At 70.2% G+C, this 15,499-nt stretch carries 12 protein-coding genes; 5 read left to right on the top strand and 7 right to left on the bottom strand.

Translation table 11 applies throughout. The annotated features are described in order from the left end of the window. The first annotated feature begins 327 nt into the window (after positions 1-327). The 4 genes from AMK27_RS36890 to AMK27_RS36875 all read left to right on the top strand — a co-directional run bounded on the left by AMK27_RS36890 (position 328) and on the right by AMK27_RS36875 (position 5,656). Positions 328-1,845 (top strand): APC family permease, encoded by a 1,518-nt coding sequence (locus AMK27_RS36890; RefSeq protein ID WP_073918140.1) that lies wholly within the window; start codon positions 328-330, stop codon positions 1,843-1,845. 357 nt (positions 1,846-2,202) lie between these two features. Next, positions 2,203-4,098 carry a glycoside hydrolase family 15 protein gene (locus AMK27_RS36885; protein ID WP_079188736.1) on the top strand — a complete coding sequence of 632 codons (1,896 nt, stop codon included), beginning with the start codon at positions 2,203-2,205 and terminating at the stop codon, positions 4,096-4,098. A 90-nt stretch (positions 4,099-4,188) separates the two neighbouring features. Continuing rightward, the gene (locus AMK27_RS36880; protein WP_073918138.1) at positions 4,189-4,920 is read left to right on the top strand and encodes a FadR/GntR family transcriptional regulator; all 732 of its coding nucleotides are present in this window, start codon (positions 4,189-4,191) and stop codon (positions 4,918-4,920) included. Beyond that, positions 4,907-5,656, top strand: coding sequence for a sterol desaturase family protein (locus AMK27_RS36875; RefSeq protein ID WP_241847718.1), 750 nt, complete (start codon positions 4,907-4,909; stop codon positions 5,654-5,656). Before AMK27_RS36880 ends, AMK27_RS36875 begins: the two co-directional genes overlap by 14 nt. A gap of 103 nt (positions 5,657-5,759) precedes the next feature. Here AMK27_RS36875 and AMK27_RS36870 read toward each other — a convergent pair whose 3' ends face one another. The 7 genes from AMK27_RS36870 to AMK27_RS36840 form a co-directional block, all read right to left on the bottom strand. Next, the gene (locus AMK27_RS36870; protein ID WP_241847717.1) at positions 5,760-6,836 is read right to left on the bottom strand and encodes a 2-dehydropantoate 2-reductase; all 1,077 of its coding nucleotides are present in this window, start codon (positions 6,834-6,836) and stop codon (positions 5,760-5,762) included. Beyond that, the gene (locus tag AMK27_RS36865; RefSeq protein WP_073918136.1) at positions 6,833-8,506 is read right to left on the bottom strand and encodes an FAD-binding dehydrogenase; all 1,674 of its coding nucleotides are present in this window, start codon (positions 8,504-8,506) and stop codon (positions 6,833-6,835) included. The genes AMK27_RS36870 and AMK27_RS36865 overlap by 4 nt, the downstream gene beginning before the upstream one ends. Positions 8,507-8,833: 327 nt before the next feature. Continuing rightward, complete coding sequence (locus AMK27_RS36860; protein WP_158076950.1) at positions 8,834-10,024, bottom strand: L,D-transpeptidase; 1,191 nt, start codon at positions 10,022-10,024, stop codon at positions 8,834-8,836. Positions 10,025-10,135: 111 nt separating this feature from the next. After that, positions 10,136-11,803 carry a murein biosynthesis integral membrane protein MurJ gene (gene murJ / locus AMK27_RS36855; protein ID WP_079188734.1) on the bottom strand — a complete coding sequence of 556 codons (1,668 nt, stop codon included), beginning with the start codon at positions 11,801-11,803 and terminating at the stop codon, positions 10,136-10,138. Between the two features lie 214 nt (positions 11,804-12,017). After that, positions 12,018-12,239, bottom strand: coding sequence for a hypothetical protein (locus tag AMK27_RS36850; protein WP_073918132.1), 222 nt, complete (start codon positions 12,237-12,239; stop codon positions 12,018-12,020). A 91-nt stretch (positions 12,240-12,330) separates the two neighbouring features. Further along, positions 12,331-12,984 carry a hypothetical protein gene (locus AMK27_RS36845; protein ID WP_073918130.1) on the bottom strand — a complete coding sequence of 218 codons (654 nt, stop codon included), beginning with the start codon at positions 12,982-12,984 and terminating at the stop codon, positions 12,331-12,333. Beyond that, complete coding sequence (locus AMK27_RS36840) at positions 12,984-13,547, bottom strand: SigE family RNA polymerase sigma factor (RefSeq protein ID WP_073918128.1); 564 nt, start codon at positions 13,545-13,547, stop codon at positions 12,984-12,986. The genes AMK27_RS36845 and AMK27_RS36840 overlap by 1 nt, the downstream gene beginning before the upstream one ends. 1,333 nt (positions 13,548-14,880) lie before the next feature. On the opposite strand from AMK27_RS36840, the gene AMK27_RS36835 reads away from it, so the two are divergent. Beyond that, the gene (locus AMK27_RS36835) at positions 14,881-15,471 is read left to right on the top strand and encodes a hypothetical protein (protein ID WP_073918126.1); all 591 of its coding nucleotides are present in this window, start codon (positions 14,881-14,883) and stop codon (positions 15,469-15,471) included. The last annotated feature ends 28 nt before the right edge of the window (positions 15,472-15,499 follow it).

Here is a 15,499-nt window from a genome sequence, read left to right as displayed (position 1 = left end):
GCCTCCGCTGGGCCGATGCAACGCGACCCGTCCAGCTAGCGTCAATGCCGTTGGCATAAGAACGGACAGGCGGGTGAGTGGCGGCGGAGCCACCGCACTCGACCCGACACCGTCCTTACGCCAACGCTATTGACCCAGGTGCCCTCCGCCGCATTTCCTCTCCTGTACCGCGGGATCTCAGCAGTCGCCGGCCATCCCGGCCGAACCGTGGCGCGGGCCGGCCCGCCTTCCGCGCGTCGGGCCCGCGACCGGCCCGGAGGCCTCCCGGCGGTACGTGCGGCACGCCGCGACCGTCTCCACACCAACACCACGCACAAGGAGGGCTGCATGGCCGGAAGTCACGATGTTCCCGATGCGTCCGCACCGCCTGCCGCCCTCGACCCGAACGCCATCGGGTTCGTCGACTCCGTCGCGATCGGTCTCAACGCGACCTCTCCCGCCTATTCGCTCGCGGCCGTCATCGGCCCGATCGCCGCGTTCGTCGGGGTCAACGTGCCGGGCGTGATGCTGGCCTCGTTCGTGCCCATGCTGCTGATCGCCTCCGCGTTCTACTACCTCAACCGCGCCGACCCGGACTGCGGGACCACGTTCTCCTGGGTCTCCCGCGCCCTCGGCCCCACCACGGGCTGGATGGGCGGCTGGGCCATCGCCATGACGGGTGTCCTCGTCATCGGCTCCCTCGCGGAGGTGGGGGTACGCTTCACCCTCCTGGCAGTCGGCCTGGACGGCTGGGCGTCCGACGCGTGGATACTGCGCTCCCTCACCGTCCTCGTCATCCTCCTGATGTCCCTCCTGTGCGTACGGAGCACCCAGACCTCCGCCCGCATCCAGAACGTGCTCACTCTCCTGCAGATCGCCGGACTCCTGGTGTTCGTGGCCGTCGCCCTCTACCGCGTGTACGCGGGAACCAGCAGCCTCGACGCCGTCCGCCCCTCCGTCGACTGGCTCAATCCCTTCGGTGCGGGCGGCGCGCCCCTCACCGCCGGGCTGCTGCTCGGTGTGTTCGTGTTCTGGGGCTGGGAGTCGGCGGTCAACCTCACCGAGGAGACGGAGGGCGCCAGCACGGCGCCCGGTCTCGCCGGCATCTGGGCCACTGTCATCCTTCTGGTCACCTACGTCTCTGTGGCGTTCGCCGTGATCGCCTACTGCGGTCCCGCCTTCCTCAGCGACCGCGCGGATGACGAGGAAGCGGTGTTCGCGGCCCTGTCCACGGAGGTGCTCGGCGGCTGGGACTGGGTGGTCCTGCTGGCCGTCGCCACGTCGGCGCTCGCCTCGACCCAGACCACCATCATCCCGGCCTCCCGCACCGCACTGTCCATGGCGCGGCGCCGCGCACTGCCGGACGCCATGGGGCGCATCCACCCGCGGCACCACACTCCGGACATCGCCACCTGGTGGGTGTCCGCCATCGCCGTGGTCTGGTACCTGGTGATGCACTGGCTCAGCGACAACGCCCTCGCCGACTCCCTGACCGCCCTGTCCCTGCTCATCGCCTTCTACTACGCCCTCACCGGCCTGGCCTGCGCGGTCCACCACCGGCACCTTCTGACCACCGGCCTGCGCAACCTCCTCCTGCTTGGCGTGGGTCCCCTCGTCGGTGCCGGGATGCTCTGCTGGCTGTTGGTGGAGTCCGTACGGGACATGGCCGATCCCGCCAACTCCTACAGCGGGGTCTCCTGGTTCGGGTTGGGGCCGCCGCTGGTCATCGCGCTCTTCCTCACGCTGTGCGGCATCGTGCTGATGCTCGTGTGGCGCCGGGTGGCCCCCCGGTTCTGGAAGGACCCCTTCCCCGCACCCGGCCGCCCGGACCCGCTGCGCGCCGCGCGCGACCCGGAAAGCGTCTGAACCGACCACGACCAGGAACGATGTTGAGTGAGTTCTACTCATTCCGATCGGTCGTCGGCAGGAGATGCTGAACCGAGCGGCTGAGCCGACCGTTCGTCGATGCGTGCATCGACAAAGCCAACCGGTGCCCCCCATGTTGGTTCAGACTCTCTCCGTCGGCCACAGACCCCTGTCGGAGGGAAGGCGAGGGGCCGGTCGCACTGCGGCCGGCCCCTTCTGCCTGTTCTGCGGTTGCGATCTCCGCACAGTGGGTGGTGTCCCGCCGACACAGGGGAAGAACTCCTGGGGTGCCGCGGTCTGCGGTGAGGGGTTAGCTTGGATGAGGGGGTCGATCGGGGAACGGCCTAAGGAGCCCCCGTGGACCGATACGCTCCCATCGCCGACCATGGGATGATCGGCGACCTTCAGACCGCCGCCCTGGTCTCTGCCGGCGGAACCGTCGACTGGTGGTGCACCCCCCGGTTCGACTCGCCGAGTGTCTTCGGATCGCTGCTGGACGCCGACCGCGGCGGCTACTGCCGCCTGGCCGCCGACCCGTCCGCGGGGTCCGGGCTCACCGTACGGCAGCTGTACCTGTCGGACACCGCCATCCTGATCACCCGGTTCATGTCGGCGGACGGAGTCGGCGAGGTCGCGGACTTCATGGTGCCCCTCGACTCTGCGGGACCTCAGGGCACGCACCGCATCGTGCGTGCCGTCCGCGTGGTCCGAGGGACGCTCTCCTTCACGCTGGTGTGCCGTCCGCGCTTCGACTACGGCCGCGCCACCCATCGCGTGAACGTCACGGACGAGCGCTCGGCAGCGTTCCACGGACCCGGCACGGACCTGTACCTCCAGGCAACGCCCGGCGTGGCCCTGCGCGAGCTGGACGGCGACGTCGAGGCGCGCTTTGCCCTGTCCGCCGGCGAGGGTGCCGCGTTCGCGCTCACTGGGACGGACAGTGGGGTCGCGATGCCACCGGAGCTGTCCCTGGGCCAGGTCGCCGCCGAACTCGACGCCTGTCGAGCCTACTGGTTGTCCTGGCTGGGTTCGTGCACGTACACCGGTCGGTGGCAGGACGCGGTCAACCGGTCGGCCATCGCCCTGAAACTCCTCACCTACGCTCCGAGCGGTGCGCCGATCGCCGCTGCGACGATGGGACTGCCCGAGCAGGTCGGCGGTGAACGCAACTGGGACTACCGATACACCTGGGTTCGTGATGCGGCGCTCTCCGTGCGGGCACTGACCGATCTGGGCTTCTACGAGGAGGCGCTGGCCTTCCGTCGGTGGCTGCGTGACAGGATCGAGGCGGGTCGCACGCCTTCCGGGCACCCCTTGCAGATCATGTACCGGGTGGACGGTGACCCCCACCTGACCGAGGAGACCCTGGACCACCTGGAGGGGTACAAGGGCTCACGACCGGTTCGCGCCGGAAACGCAGCAGCCGACCAACTCCAGCTCGACATCTACGGCGAGGCGGCGGACGCCCTGGTGGCGGACGGCGACATCGGTGCCATCCGCGGCTGGAAGGCGCTGACAGGCGTACTGGACTGGTTGACCGAGAACTGGGACCAGCCGGATGAGGGAATCTGGGAGACCAGGGGCGGCCGCCAGAACTTCACCTACAGCCGGCTGATGACCTGGGTCGCGTTCGAGCGCGGCCTACGGGCCGCGGCTGCCTCTTCCCGCCCAGCCGATGTCAGCCGCTGGACCCACGCACGCGACGCGGTGTTCCAGCAGATCCTCGAACGCGGGTGGCACGAAGACCGGAAGGCCTTCGTCCAGCATTTCGACACGGACGTCCTGGACGCCTCCCTCCTGCTCATGCCCCGCGTCGGCTTCATCTCACCGCACGACCCCGACTGGCTGAGCACCCTCGACGCGATGAACGACGAGCTGGTCAGCGACAGTCTGGTCTACCGGTACAACCCGCAGGCCTCACCCGACGGGCTGCGCGGCTCGGAAGGCACCTTCAACCTGTGCAGCTTCCTCCACGTCGAAGCACTGGCGCGGAGCGGACGCATCGGGCAGGCAAGGTACGCCTTCGACAAGATGCTGACGTACGCCAATCACGTCGGCCTCTTCGCCGAAGAGATCGGGCCCTCGGGCGAGCAGCTGGGGAACTTTCCTCAGGCGTTCACCCATCTCTCCCTCATCTCCGCCGCCACGGCGCTCGACGAGGAGACGGCCGAGCACAGGACTCGGTTCCGCCGGGCCGACAGCCCGTCTTCGGCCATGCCGAAGCTGACGCCGCCGTCCCAGCCCGCTGCGTAGGAATCTGGCGATTCGTTCCCTTCTGGGCCCCGGCAAAGCCAACTGGTCTGACCACTAGACCAGTTGGCTGCAGAGCCCTACCATCTCGGCATGCCCTTGCAGCCGATCAGCCGTCGCTCGGTCCCTGACGCAGTGTTCGACCAGTTGTTCCAGGAACTCGTCAGCGGCAACGTCGCACCGGGCGACAGCCTGCCCAGCGAGCGACGCCTCGCCGAAGTCCTCGGCGTCTCGCGTCCCGCGATCCGCGAGGCGCTGCAACGCCTCGCTCACGCCGGCCTGGTGGAGGTCCGCCAGGGTGACACCACCACGGTGCGCGACATCCGCAGAGCCGGCGGCCTGGACCTGCTGCCCCGGCTTCTCTTCGCCGGGGGCGAGATCGACCTCGGTGTCGCCCGCAGCATCCTGGAGGCGCGGCTCCACGTGGGCCCCAAGATCGCCGAACTCGCCGCCGAGCGCCGCGGACCGGAGACGGAACGGAAACTGCGCGACGCCATCGCCGCACTGGGGGAGTCCACGGACCCGGTCGACCGGCAGCGGCATGCCCTGACCTTCTGGGAACACGTCACCGACGCCGCCGGCTCGGTGACCTTCCGCCTCATGTTCAACAGCCTTCGCGCGGCCTACGAGCCGGCTCTCGACGCGCTCGCGTACGTCATGGCCGTCGAGGTCGACAGAACCGAGGCCTACGACGCCTTGGCGACGGCCGTCGCCGACGGCGACGCGCCGCGCGCCCGCCTCTGCGGCAAGGAACTGCTGGGTCCCGCCACCGAGGCACTGATCGACGTCATCAACCTGCTGGAGGAGAGCGATGAACCTGCGTAAGGCGATGGCCCGGCGGCGTTCGGACGGGGACGTGCCGTCGGCGCTGGATCCCCGGGCACGGGTGCGTGCCGACGAGGCGGCCCTGTCGGCCCCCGGGCGCCGGGAGGTGACCCTACGCGACGCGTTCCATGCCTTCTGGCGGCACCCTTCCCCCTGGATGATCCTTGGGCTGCTCGTCGTGCTGCTCTCCGCCCGGTTCGCCCTCGGGAACTGGCACGCGGGCGACGCCCTCGCTCCGGTGATCCTTCTCGCGCTCTTTCCCGCACTGGAGTGGGTGATCCACGTCTTCGTGCTGCACTGGCGTCCGCGCAAGGTAGCGGGGGTCATGCTCGACACCCTGCTGGCGCGGAAGCACCGCGAACACCATGCGGACCCTCGGGACGTGCCCTTGGTGTTCATACCCTGGCAGGCGCTGATCTGGGTGATCATCGGCTACAACGCCGTGGCGTTCCTCGCCTTCCCCACTCTCGGACAGGCGCTGACCTTCATGGCGACCGTGGCGGCGGTGGGCCTCGTGTACGAGTGGACGCACTACCTCATCCACAGCGAGTACAAGCCGCGGAGCGCGTCCTACAAGGCGGTCTGGCGCAACCACCGGTTCCATCACTACAAGAACGAGCACTACTGGTTCACCGTCACGACCACGGCAACGGCGGACCGGCTGTTCGGCACCTACCCGGACCCCGCGTCCGTCCCGACCTCCCCCACCGCCAAGAACCTCCACGGCACGGGCTGAGTCCGGGCCGCGCGGTTCCCCTCCGACCTGCGCACCACCGGATGCGGGCGTCGGCGCGGTACGCGACTGGAACCGCCCCGCGCCGGCGGGTGCCCGAGTGGTGTCAGGCTCCCTGACAGCGTGCGGCGGTGAGCACCGCCAGTAGGTCGGGCCCGCTCCACCTTCGCCGTCGACCGGGCTCGGCCACTTCCGCCTCGCGGACAAGGGTGACGACGCGGGCGCACGCGGGAGCGGACAGCCCGTGACGCCGTGCCAGGGCCACGACCTCGCCCTGCAGCTGATCGATCTCGGTGCGCCGGCCCCGTTCCAGATCGTCCCAGAGAGATGAACGGGCCTTGGCGTCGATGAGGAGGCTGCGGCGGGCCACGGTCCGGAAGACTCGGTCGGGAAGTCGCAGAAGGGCCGGGGTGAGACTCGGTGGTACCGGGGTGAGCCGGGCGGGGACGATCCCCGCGGCCCGGTAGGCGGCGAGGGCTTCGTGCTGGCAGAGGGCAAGGCAGGACCGGTAGGCGCGCTGTTCGAGCTGGTCGCGAAGGGGGAGCCCGGACAGGCCGTTGAGCGCGTTGTTCAGGTTCATCAGCAGCTTCGCGTACTGCACGCCCCGCATGTCCGCCTGGGGTCGCACTTCCAGGCCGGCGCGGCTCAGAAGGCCGGCCAGGCGGCGGCCGCCATCCGTGTCGTCGAGCATCAGGGCGCCGCCACTCCCCTGGTGGAAGTGCCCCGGAGCGGTCTCCGCCACGTTGTAGGGGACCATTCCGGCCAGCACGGTGTGTCCCGGCAGTGCGTCCTGGAGGACGCGGGCGTTGTGGACTCCGTTCTGGAGACTGCACACGATGGTGCGGGGGCCGAGATGGGGAGCCAGGTCGCGGGCCGCGGTGACGGTGTCGGCGGACTTCACCGTGATCAGCACGAAGTCCGCCCCGGCGGCGCTCCGGGGGTCGGTGCCGGCCCGCAGCCCCGTGCCCGGCACGTGGCGGGCGATGTGGTCGCCGTGTGTCAGCGTCAGTCCGTTCCGACGGACCGCGGCCATCGCCGCGGGGCGGCCCACCAGCGTGACGTCAGCGACGGGGGCGAGCCGGCCGCCCAGGTAGCAGCCGATGCTCCCCGCTCCGAACACCGCGACGCGCGGCGTGCGGGCGTTCACGACCGACCGCTTCCGGACCCCGTCGTGCGTGCTCACGCGACCGCCTCCGCCGCCGCCCGGCCCGCGGCACGGCCGGAGAAGAGACAGCCTCCGAGGAAGGTGCCTTCCAGGGCGTTGTAGCCGTGGACGCCACCTCCGCCGAACCCGGCGGCTTCCCCCGCCGCGTAGAGGGCGCTGACAGGTCGGCCGTCGGCTCCGAGCACGCGGGAGTCGAGATCTGTCTGGATTCCGCCGAGGGTCTTCCGGGTCAGGACGTGGAGCCGCACGCCGATCAGCGGGCCTGCCCCGGGGTCCAGGACGCGGTGCGGGGCGGCGGTGCGGCTGAGCCGGTCGCCCAGGTAGCGGCGGGAGTTGCGGATGCCCTGGACCTGGGCGTCCTTGCTGTACGGGTGGGCGATCTGCAGGTCACGTGCCTCGATCTGTGCTCGGATAACCGCCGCGTCGAGCAGCGGCTCGGCGGTGAGCCCGTTCATCTTGTCCACCAGTTCCTCCAAGGTGGCCGCGACGACGAAGTCGGCGCCGTGGCGCTTGAACGCCTCCACCGGCGCAGGGGCCCCGCGGCCGAGAAGACGCTCGCGCAGGACCGCCTTGCGGTCGCCGCTGGTGATGTCGGAGTTCTGCTCGGATCCCGAGAGCGCGAACTCCTTCTCGATCATCTTCTGAGTGAGGACGAACCATGAGTGGTCGTACGCCGCGATGTCGTCGGTGGTCCTCAGGTGCTTGAGCGTGCCCAGGGTGTCGTAGCCGGGCAGGCAGGGGTCCGGAAGGCGTCGGCCCAGGGCGTCGAACCACAGGGGGGACGGGCCGGGCAGGATGCGGATCGCGTGTCCGGGCCAGATCGGGTCCCAGTTCCGGATGCCTTCGGTGTAGTGCCACATGCGGTCCCGGTTGACGAGGCGCGCACCCGCTGCGGCGCTGATGTCGAGCATGCGCCCGTCCACGTAGGCAGGGACACCAGTGATCATGTTCTTCGGGGGTGTTCCCATGCGTGCCGGCCAGTGGCGGCGCACGATGGCGTGGTCGCCGCCGATGCCTCCGGAGGTGACGATCACGGCCTGGGCGGTGAGCTCGAACTCGCCAGCGTGTTCCCGGTTGGAGGGTGCTCCCCGCGGAGCGGTGTCCGGTGCCAGGAGCGTGCCCCGGACACCGGTGACGACACCGTCGCGGACGACGAGTTCGTCGACGCGATGGCGGTGGTGAAAGGTGAGCAGCCCGGCCTCGGCGGCCCGCTGCGCCTCGCGTACGAAAGGACCCACCACGCCGGTGCCGGTCCCCCAGGCGACGTGGAACCGGGGTACGGAGTTGCCGTGGCCGTCCGCGCGGAGATCACCCCGCTCCGCCCAACCCACGATCGGTGTCAGCTCGATTCCGCGCCGTGCGATCCAGGAACGCTTCTCCTCTGCAGCGAAGTCCAGGTAGGCGCGGGCCCAGCGCACGGCCCAGGAATCCTCGTCCTCAAGGCGGTCAAACCGGGCGCTGCCCCACCAGTCGTTCCAGGCGAGCTCGGCGGAGTCCCGTATGCCGAGGCGCCGCTGCTCCGGGGTGTCGACCAGGAACAGCCCGCCGAAGGACCAGTAGGCCTGGCCTCCGAGATTGGCGGCGTTCTCCTGGTCCACCAGGGCGACCTTCCGGCCGCGGGAGGTGAGTTCCCGCGCCGCGACGAGTCCGGCCAGCCCTGCTCCGACGACGATGACGTCAGCTTCCACGACAGCACTCCCTCCTTGGGGCCGGTGCCGCGTCGGCGTGGGCGTCCGGTCGCCCCGTCGTACGCCTGGCCGGCCCTTGCGGGCGACACGCGAAGCGGTCAGACGCGGCTCCGCCGCAGGTGCGTCCTTGCCGCGCAAAGGCGTCCGCCCGTTCCTCGCCGCCGGGTTGACCGGCGCGGCCCAGACTTTATCGGATGCATAGATGTATGCGATACGGAAATGCATCGGTGCGCCTTAGGTCCGGCTCGTGCTTCTGCCCGCGGTCCGGGGCAGCAAGTCCACACCATCGCGTTGCCGGCACCGGCCGGTACGAGGGCACCGGTCCTGTCACAGGGCACTGCGCTTCCTCCACTGCTCATGGGTGAGGTTCCAGTCCCCCAGGCCATTACCGACATCCACCGTGGCGCCCTCGGATCCGGTCGTGACGACGATGTCCCCGGGGCGGGCCTGGTCGTAGAACCACTGGGCGTCATCGGTGTTCATGCCGATGCAGCCGTGGCTGGCGTTGCTGTTGCCGATGAGGGAGGCGTTCCAGGGGGCGGCGTGGAGATAGGTGCCGGACGTCGTGAGGTGGACGGCCCATTCGACGTCCATGTCGTACGCGCTGCCGAGACCGACGGTTTCGGAGTTCATGCGTATCTCGGCGTCCTTGTCCATCACGACCGTGGTCCCGTTGTATGTGGGGGTGGCCGGGCCCCCTCCGGAGACCGGGATGACGCGCTGGACCCGTCCGTTCTCGGACACCGTCATACGGTGGGCGGCGAGGTCGACGCGGCTGACGCGAGCGGTGCCGATGGTGAATCTGGTCGAGATGTCACGGGAGAGGTACCGTCCCCCGCCCGTGTCGACGCCGCTGAGCTCAGCCCGGACGGTGACCTCCGTCCCCGGACGCCAGTACGCGTCAGGGCGCCAGTCGACACGTTCCTTGCTCGTGTGGGGATCGCGGACCCAACCCCAGGAGCCCGCCGTCTCGGGGCGGGTGGTGACCTTCAGCTTCCTCTCCACCGCGGCCCGGTCGGTCACGGGGTGATCGAACTGCAAGGTGACGGGCATTCCGATGCCGACCACCTGGTCGTCTCCCGGTCCCAGCAGGGCGCGGTTCGTCAGACCCGGCGAGAGGGTGGTGAAGCTGGTGCGCGTGGTGGTGCGCCGGCCTCCCGGACCGGCGGCGACGGCCTCCACCTCGTACTTCGTGGCCGGGCTGAGCGTCCGCTCGGCGGTCCATGCGCGCCGGTCGTGGTCCATGCTCCCCCGAACGGCGACGTGGGCCCGTTCGTCGCCGCCATCGGCGGGATCGACACGGACCGAGGTCAACGTCCCGGACGTGGTGGCCACGCGCAGGGCCGAGTCCGGCTCCACCGCCGTGGAGCCGTCCGGTACGGACACGGTGATCAGGGGCGCGGCCGCTCGGGTGGCCGCGGGCGCGACCGACTCCGGCTCGGCATCGGCGGCAGCGGAGCAGCCGGTCAGCAGCACCGCGGCCAGGACGGACGGCAGTACGCGTCGGAGAACGTTCACGGAGGTTTGCATCTCTCTGGTCACGGGTCGAAAGAGGGACGAGAGCCGACCCGGAATCCAGGTGGGCGGTGGGAACGGCCGGCCGGACTCGTGGGGGCTTCCTACGGAGGGCTAGTGGCGTCCGGGCGGCAGGCCCCGCGGTCTAGAACGCCTCAGGAGCCGACCGAGCACCTGAGTCACGGCCCCGACGCTGCCGGTGACGCCCAAGGGGCGGCTCAAGACCAGCAAAGAAGTGCCCAGCAAGAGGCATCCACCCAGCACCAGGACGAGGTCACCGGGCCACCCCTCCCCCACATAGGCGTGCGCCAGCGAGGCGTAGGCGAGTGCGGCGGCGACGCCGGGCAGGCAAGCCACGACGACCCTCAGATGTGTGCCGAGCTGGCCCAGGGCCGGGGGCTCCGACCCTGGGAACGTCTCACCCGGAAACGCCCCCGGTCCGGGACGGCGCAGGCGGCGGCGCAGCAGCGCATCCGTGGCCGCGGCGCCGAGCAGACAGGCGAGCGTATGGGCCGCGGCCATCCCGGTCACCGCCCAGTGGACCGGGAGCAGCCGGGCCGCAGCCGCGGCCAGTGCGGCGTTGGCTCCGGCCGTCAGCAGCGTCAGGAGCACGGGGGTACGCGCGTCCCCCAGGGCGTAGAAGCCGCGGGTGAGGGCGTACTGGACGCAGAAGGCGGGGAGTCCGAGCGCGAAGGCGGCGAGGACGTGGCCGAGCACCCGTACGTCCGCCTCACCGACGGTGCCGTAACCGTACGCGAGGGCCGCGATCTCCTCGCCCATGAGGAGAAAGGCGAGGGAGGCGAGGGTGATCACTCCCAGGGGCCCGCGTACCGTGCGCACGAGTCCGGCCGCCAAGGCGGTGTAGTCGGCCGAGTGGGCGGCGCGCGTCAGAGCGGGGAGAGCGGCGGTGACGAGGGAGACGGCGATGACGCCCTGCGGGACGATCCACAGCTGGTAGGCGTTGTTGTACGCGGTCAGGCCGACGCCCGTGGTCACCCCCTCGGTGGCGGCCCGTTCGCTGACGCCCGTGGCGAGTACGGTGACGGCCCAGAACGCCGCCTGGGAGACGGCGATCAGCAGCAGGGCCCACCCGGCCGCCTTGAGCGGGGCGGTCAGCCCGGCGTGGCGCCAGTCGAATCGTGGTCGCCACCGGTACCCGGACCTGTTGAGGAACGGCACGAGGACGGCGGCCTGCGCCACGATGCCCACGGTGCTTCCCACGCCGAGCCAGGTCCACTGGCTGTCCGTTATGTTCTCGACACCGCGGGCCTCCCCGGCCGTGGCCAGGAACAGGCCGAAGACCCCGATCACGATCAGGTTGTTGACCACCGGTGCCCACATCATGGCGCCGGGCCGTTCGCGTGCGGCAAGCACCTGGCCCAGGAGTCCGAAGACCCCGTAGAAGAAGATCTGCGGGAGGCAGAGGCGTGCCAGCGCAGCCGTCGCGTCCCGCTGGGCGCCGGTGAAGTCCGGGGCGTACAGGCCGGCCAGCCATGGTGCGGCCACGACCGCGGCGGCCGTCAGAGCGAGCAGCAGGACCAGGCAGGCGGTGACCACACGGTCGGTGAACGCCGCTCCACGGACAGGTTCCTCGGCGGCGCGCACCAGCTCGGGCACCAGGACCGAGTTCAGCGTCCCGCCGATCAACAGCATGAACACGATGTTCGGCAAGGTGTTGGCCACGGCGTAGACGTCGCCGGTGAGTCCCGCGCCCAGCGCCGCGACGACCACAGAGCTGCGGGCGAAGCCGGTGATGCGTGAGGTCAGAGCGCCGAGCATCATCGACCCATGCCGGTTCGCGCTCCGGCGATGACGGGCGCGCGCTCGAGTGGACGGCGCAGCCACCAGCCGCAGGCGGATGGTGTCCCGCCGGGGGGCGTGCCGGTGGTCCGGTTCCAAAGCCTGTCCGCCGACGGGCGGGACCGCGGCCCGTCGGCGATGGGGGAGCGATCCCGGTCCGGACTGCCGCGGGGCGCCGGGCCGGTCGTCGGCGAGGCTACGGGACATCAGGCAACCGGCCGTTCACACGACGGCGCCGGGGCGGGAGCAGCGAGAGGGGTTCCTGGTGGTTGCCGGTGTCGTCGGCCCACACCGCGATCCTGACCACGAAACCGGCGGTGGTGGAACGCAGACGGGGCAGGAGGCGGGAGCGGGCGTTGCTGTCACCGACGCGGCCGGAGGCCGGCCCGTCGCTGATCCGGTGGGCGGTGCTCTGCATGGTGACACTCCGGTGGGCTCCGTGAGGGGCGGGAAGAGGGATGAGTGGGAGGTGCGTCGGTGTGCCGCACTCGTGCGGCGGGGAGGAGAAGTCAGGTGCGGGGCGGCTTGGTGAGGGTCGCCAGGGTCGTTCCGTCGCCGGCCTGAACGGTGATGGTGAGGGCCGAGGCAGAATGGCCGACGTGCCGTTCGTGGGCGGCGAAGGCGATCCAGTCCGGGCCGCCGGGCAGCGTGGCGGCGAGGACGGTCGTGGTGCGGCCGTCGGCGACTACGGTGACGCGGGCCGGACGGCCCGGACCACGGTAGATGCCCGCCCACAGAGTGCCGTCGGGGTCTGCGGTCATAGCGGCCGAGATCCCGCCCCAAGGCACCTCGTCCGCCGACATGTGCACGTCGTGCACCGAATCCGGCGCCGCCACCGACACGCTCCTGGCCGTCAGCCACATCGAGTGGTCACGACCGAACAGGAGCCTCTCTCCTGCGGCCATCACCCTGGGCGTCACCGAGGTGCCTGCCGGAACTGCGGGAAGGGCCGAGGTGGTGGACCGGCCGAACACCGTCGAGGACAGGCCGGCACCGGCGAAAGGGACGATGAGGGCGGCGGCCACGGCGGCGGACCGCAGCGCCTGACGGCGTCGGCGGATGCGTCGGCCGCGACGCATCACTGCGTCCATGGGCACGGCGCTCACGGGCACTGCCGCCGCGGCCGCCTTGAACATGTCCGCGAGGGCGAGATCCTCGTTCATCAGGGGGTTCCTCTCAACGCGGGCGCGACGTTCCGGTGGGAAGGGGCCGGGGCTTCGTGGGGCTGCTCTGCCAGGGCCGCCCGCACTCCGCCTTCACGGAGCTTGGCCAGGGCGCGGGTGATCTGACTGCGCACGGTGCTTTCCCTGACCCCCAGGACGGCGGCGATCTGAGCGGGGGGCATGTCCTCGAAGTACCGGAGCACCACCGTGAAGCGCTGCCGCTGTGGCAGTGCTTCCAGCGCCTCCATGAGCGCGCTGCGGTGTTCCAGCTGGTCAGTGCCGTCCGCCACGGCGATGTCTGGCAGCCGGGGGGTGAACCACTCGCGTACGGTCCGTTTGCGGAAACGGTCCGCGTGGACATGGATCAGGATCTTCCGGACATAGGCCCCCATGTCGTCGCTGCACCGCACCTTGTCCCACTTGGCGTAGGCACGGGCGAGAGCGCTCTGGGCCAGGTCCTCGGCGTCGTGATGGCTGCCTGTCAGGAGATAGGCGGTGCGCACCAGACTCGGCCAACGGCTCGACATGAAGGCATGGAATTCGTCATCGGCGGCATTGCTCACGCGAACCTCGACCGGGGTACGGCGCCAACCCGTCCTCGCGTGTCCGAATGCCCCGGGAGTGGGACTGGGACGCGTGGAGACAGGCGGCGTGAAGTGGACGGGGGAGGCACCGTCCGCCGCTCCCCAGGAGGCGACGACGGCACGGAACGGGGCCGGGCGAGGCCCGGTTCCGGACGAGGCCAGAGAGCACAGCGAAGGCGTCGGTCTTCCGGCCGAACACGGAGACGACACCCCGTGCCGGTGTACCCGGACGCACGACCGCTCCGGTCAACGGGATGTGCTCCTCCCACGGATCAGTGGACTCGGCCGCCCCCGTCGCCTGCGCGCGGGCACCTTCGGCCAGGGACGACCAGGAGTGCATCACGGGACGCGAGGCAGCGGAAGGCATCGAGACTCCTCAAGATCGAACAGCGCGGATATCGGTCGCGGGACCGGAGCGGACGGGCCATTCGCCCTGTACACACCCCAGACAGCACGTGGGCCGCGAAACGCTGCCCCGCACGACCCCTCATGCCTGTGGTGCTCATCACAGGCGAGCACCTTCAAGTCTTCACAAACGAACAGACCGACGGAACGGCAGTCGCTACTCAACCTCGGGCGTCGCACGGCCCCGGTGTGGACCGACGCCTTCGGCGGTGATCGCCGAGGTCTGTGCACAGCGACGTGCGAACGAGCCACTGCGGAGACGGCCGTCGGCACATCGGCTCGCCGCCAACCCCGTCAAGGGGCGATTCCCCTGTCTGCGGATGATCTGGTCCGTTTCCTGGCACGGCGTCTTGGCGACATGGAAGGGCATCTGGCCGATCGGCCAAGCGCGCGGCACGAACGTGCCGTCAGAGTCAGTCCAACGGCTCCGCGTTTAGGCCGGCCCGGCCCACCCGCACAGAACAGGTTCTGCCACCTGTCCGGAGAGTGCGGAGCACGTACAAGCAGCAACTACTCAAGTCTTTCAGCGAATCACAGGCTGCAATGAGCTGCGGGAGCCGCACGGACCCGAGCGCCGTGTCCGATGGTGCCGCAGCTCGCGTCCGCCTTCCACCAGCCCGGTCGGCCACGCCTGTAGGACACAACACCAGGAGCCCCTATGCCCCCTCGACGCACCCTGGCCCGTCGCGCTGTCATGGCCGCCTTCGGCATCGGGGCAACGGTCGGCTCCATGGTTCCCGTCACGGCGGCATCGGCCGCGCCCCTTCCCAGCCTCTGCATCCCCAGCCAGACCGCGGGCTCGACCTCCTGGAACTACCGAATGTGCGGCATCGCCGACATCGGCCCCCCGGGGTGGGCCTTCCCGGCAACGGATCGCAGTACTGTGCCGACATCGACGCTCAACGCCATGTTCTGGCTTGACAAGCACGGCTACTCCAACCTGCTCGTCGGAGACTACGACCCCCAGAGCAGCACCGATCCGGACTACAGCGCCGTCTCCAGCAAGATCGCAAAGCTGGGCGAACTCATGGACACGGACGGGGAGGACGGCACTCCATCCGGCGCCGACAACAGCATGAACGATCAGTTCGAGGAGAAGGGCTACGAGGACGCCCTCGAAGCCTCAGAGGTCGGCCTGACGGACGAAGCCCTCCCCGGCCGGACGCTGGCACAGCTCGGCTCGCGCGGCCACGGCAAGAACCTGCTCGTCCAACGGATGCGCCACTACGCCGAGGACGGCAACGACATCGGCGGCCACGCGGTCACACTGACCAACTCGGTCGGCACCTCGTCCGGGTCGAGCACCATCACCTTCAACGTCCCCGCCGCGGCGCCGAACGGCGGCAGCGGCGACCTCACCACCCACTCCCCGTTCGCGGAGCAGAGCTTCACGCGGGGCAGCCGCAACGACGACGGGTACAAGGTCATCGGATATCGAGACGGCAACTATCGCCTGTCGGGCGCGTACTTCATCGAGCGCCTCGTCGACATGTCCTGAAGACCGCTACCCAGATCCCCGCCGGAAC

This window comes from Streptomyces sp. CB02009, assembly GCF_001905825.1.
Classification (GTDB): Bacteria; Actinomycetota; Actinomycetes; order Streptomycetales; family Streptomycetaceae; genus Streptomyces.
This window is presented reverse-complemented; position numbering and strand designations above follow the sequence as displayed.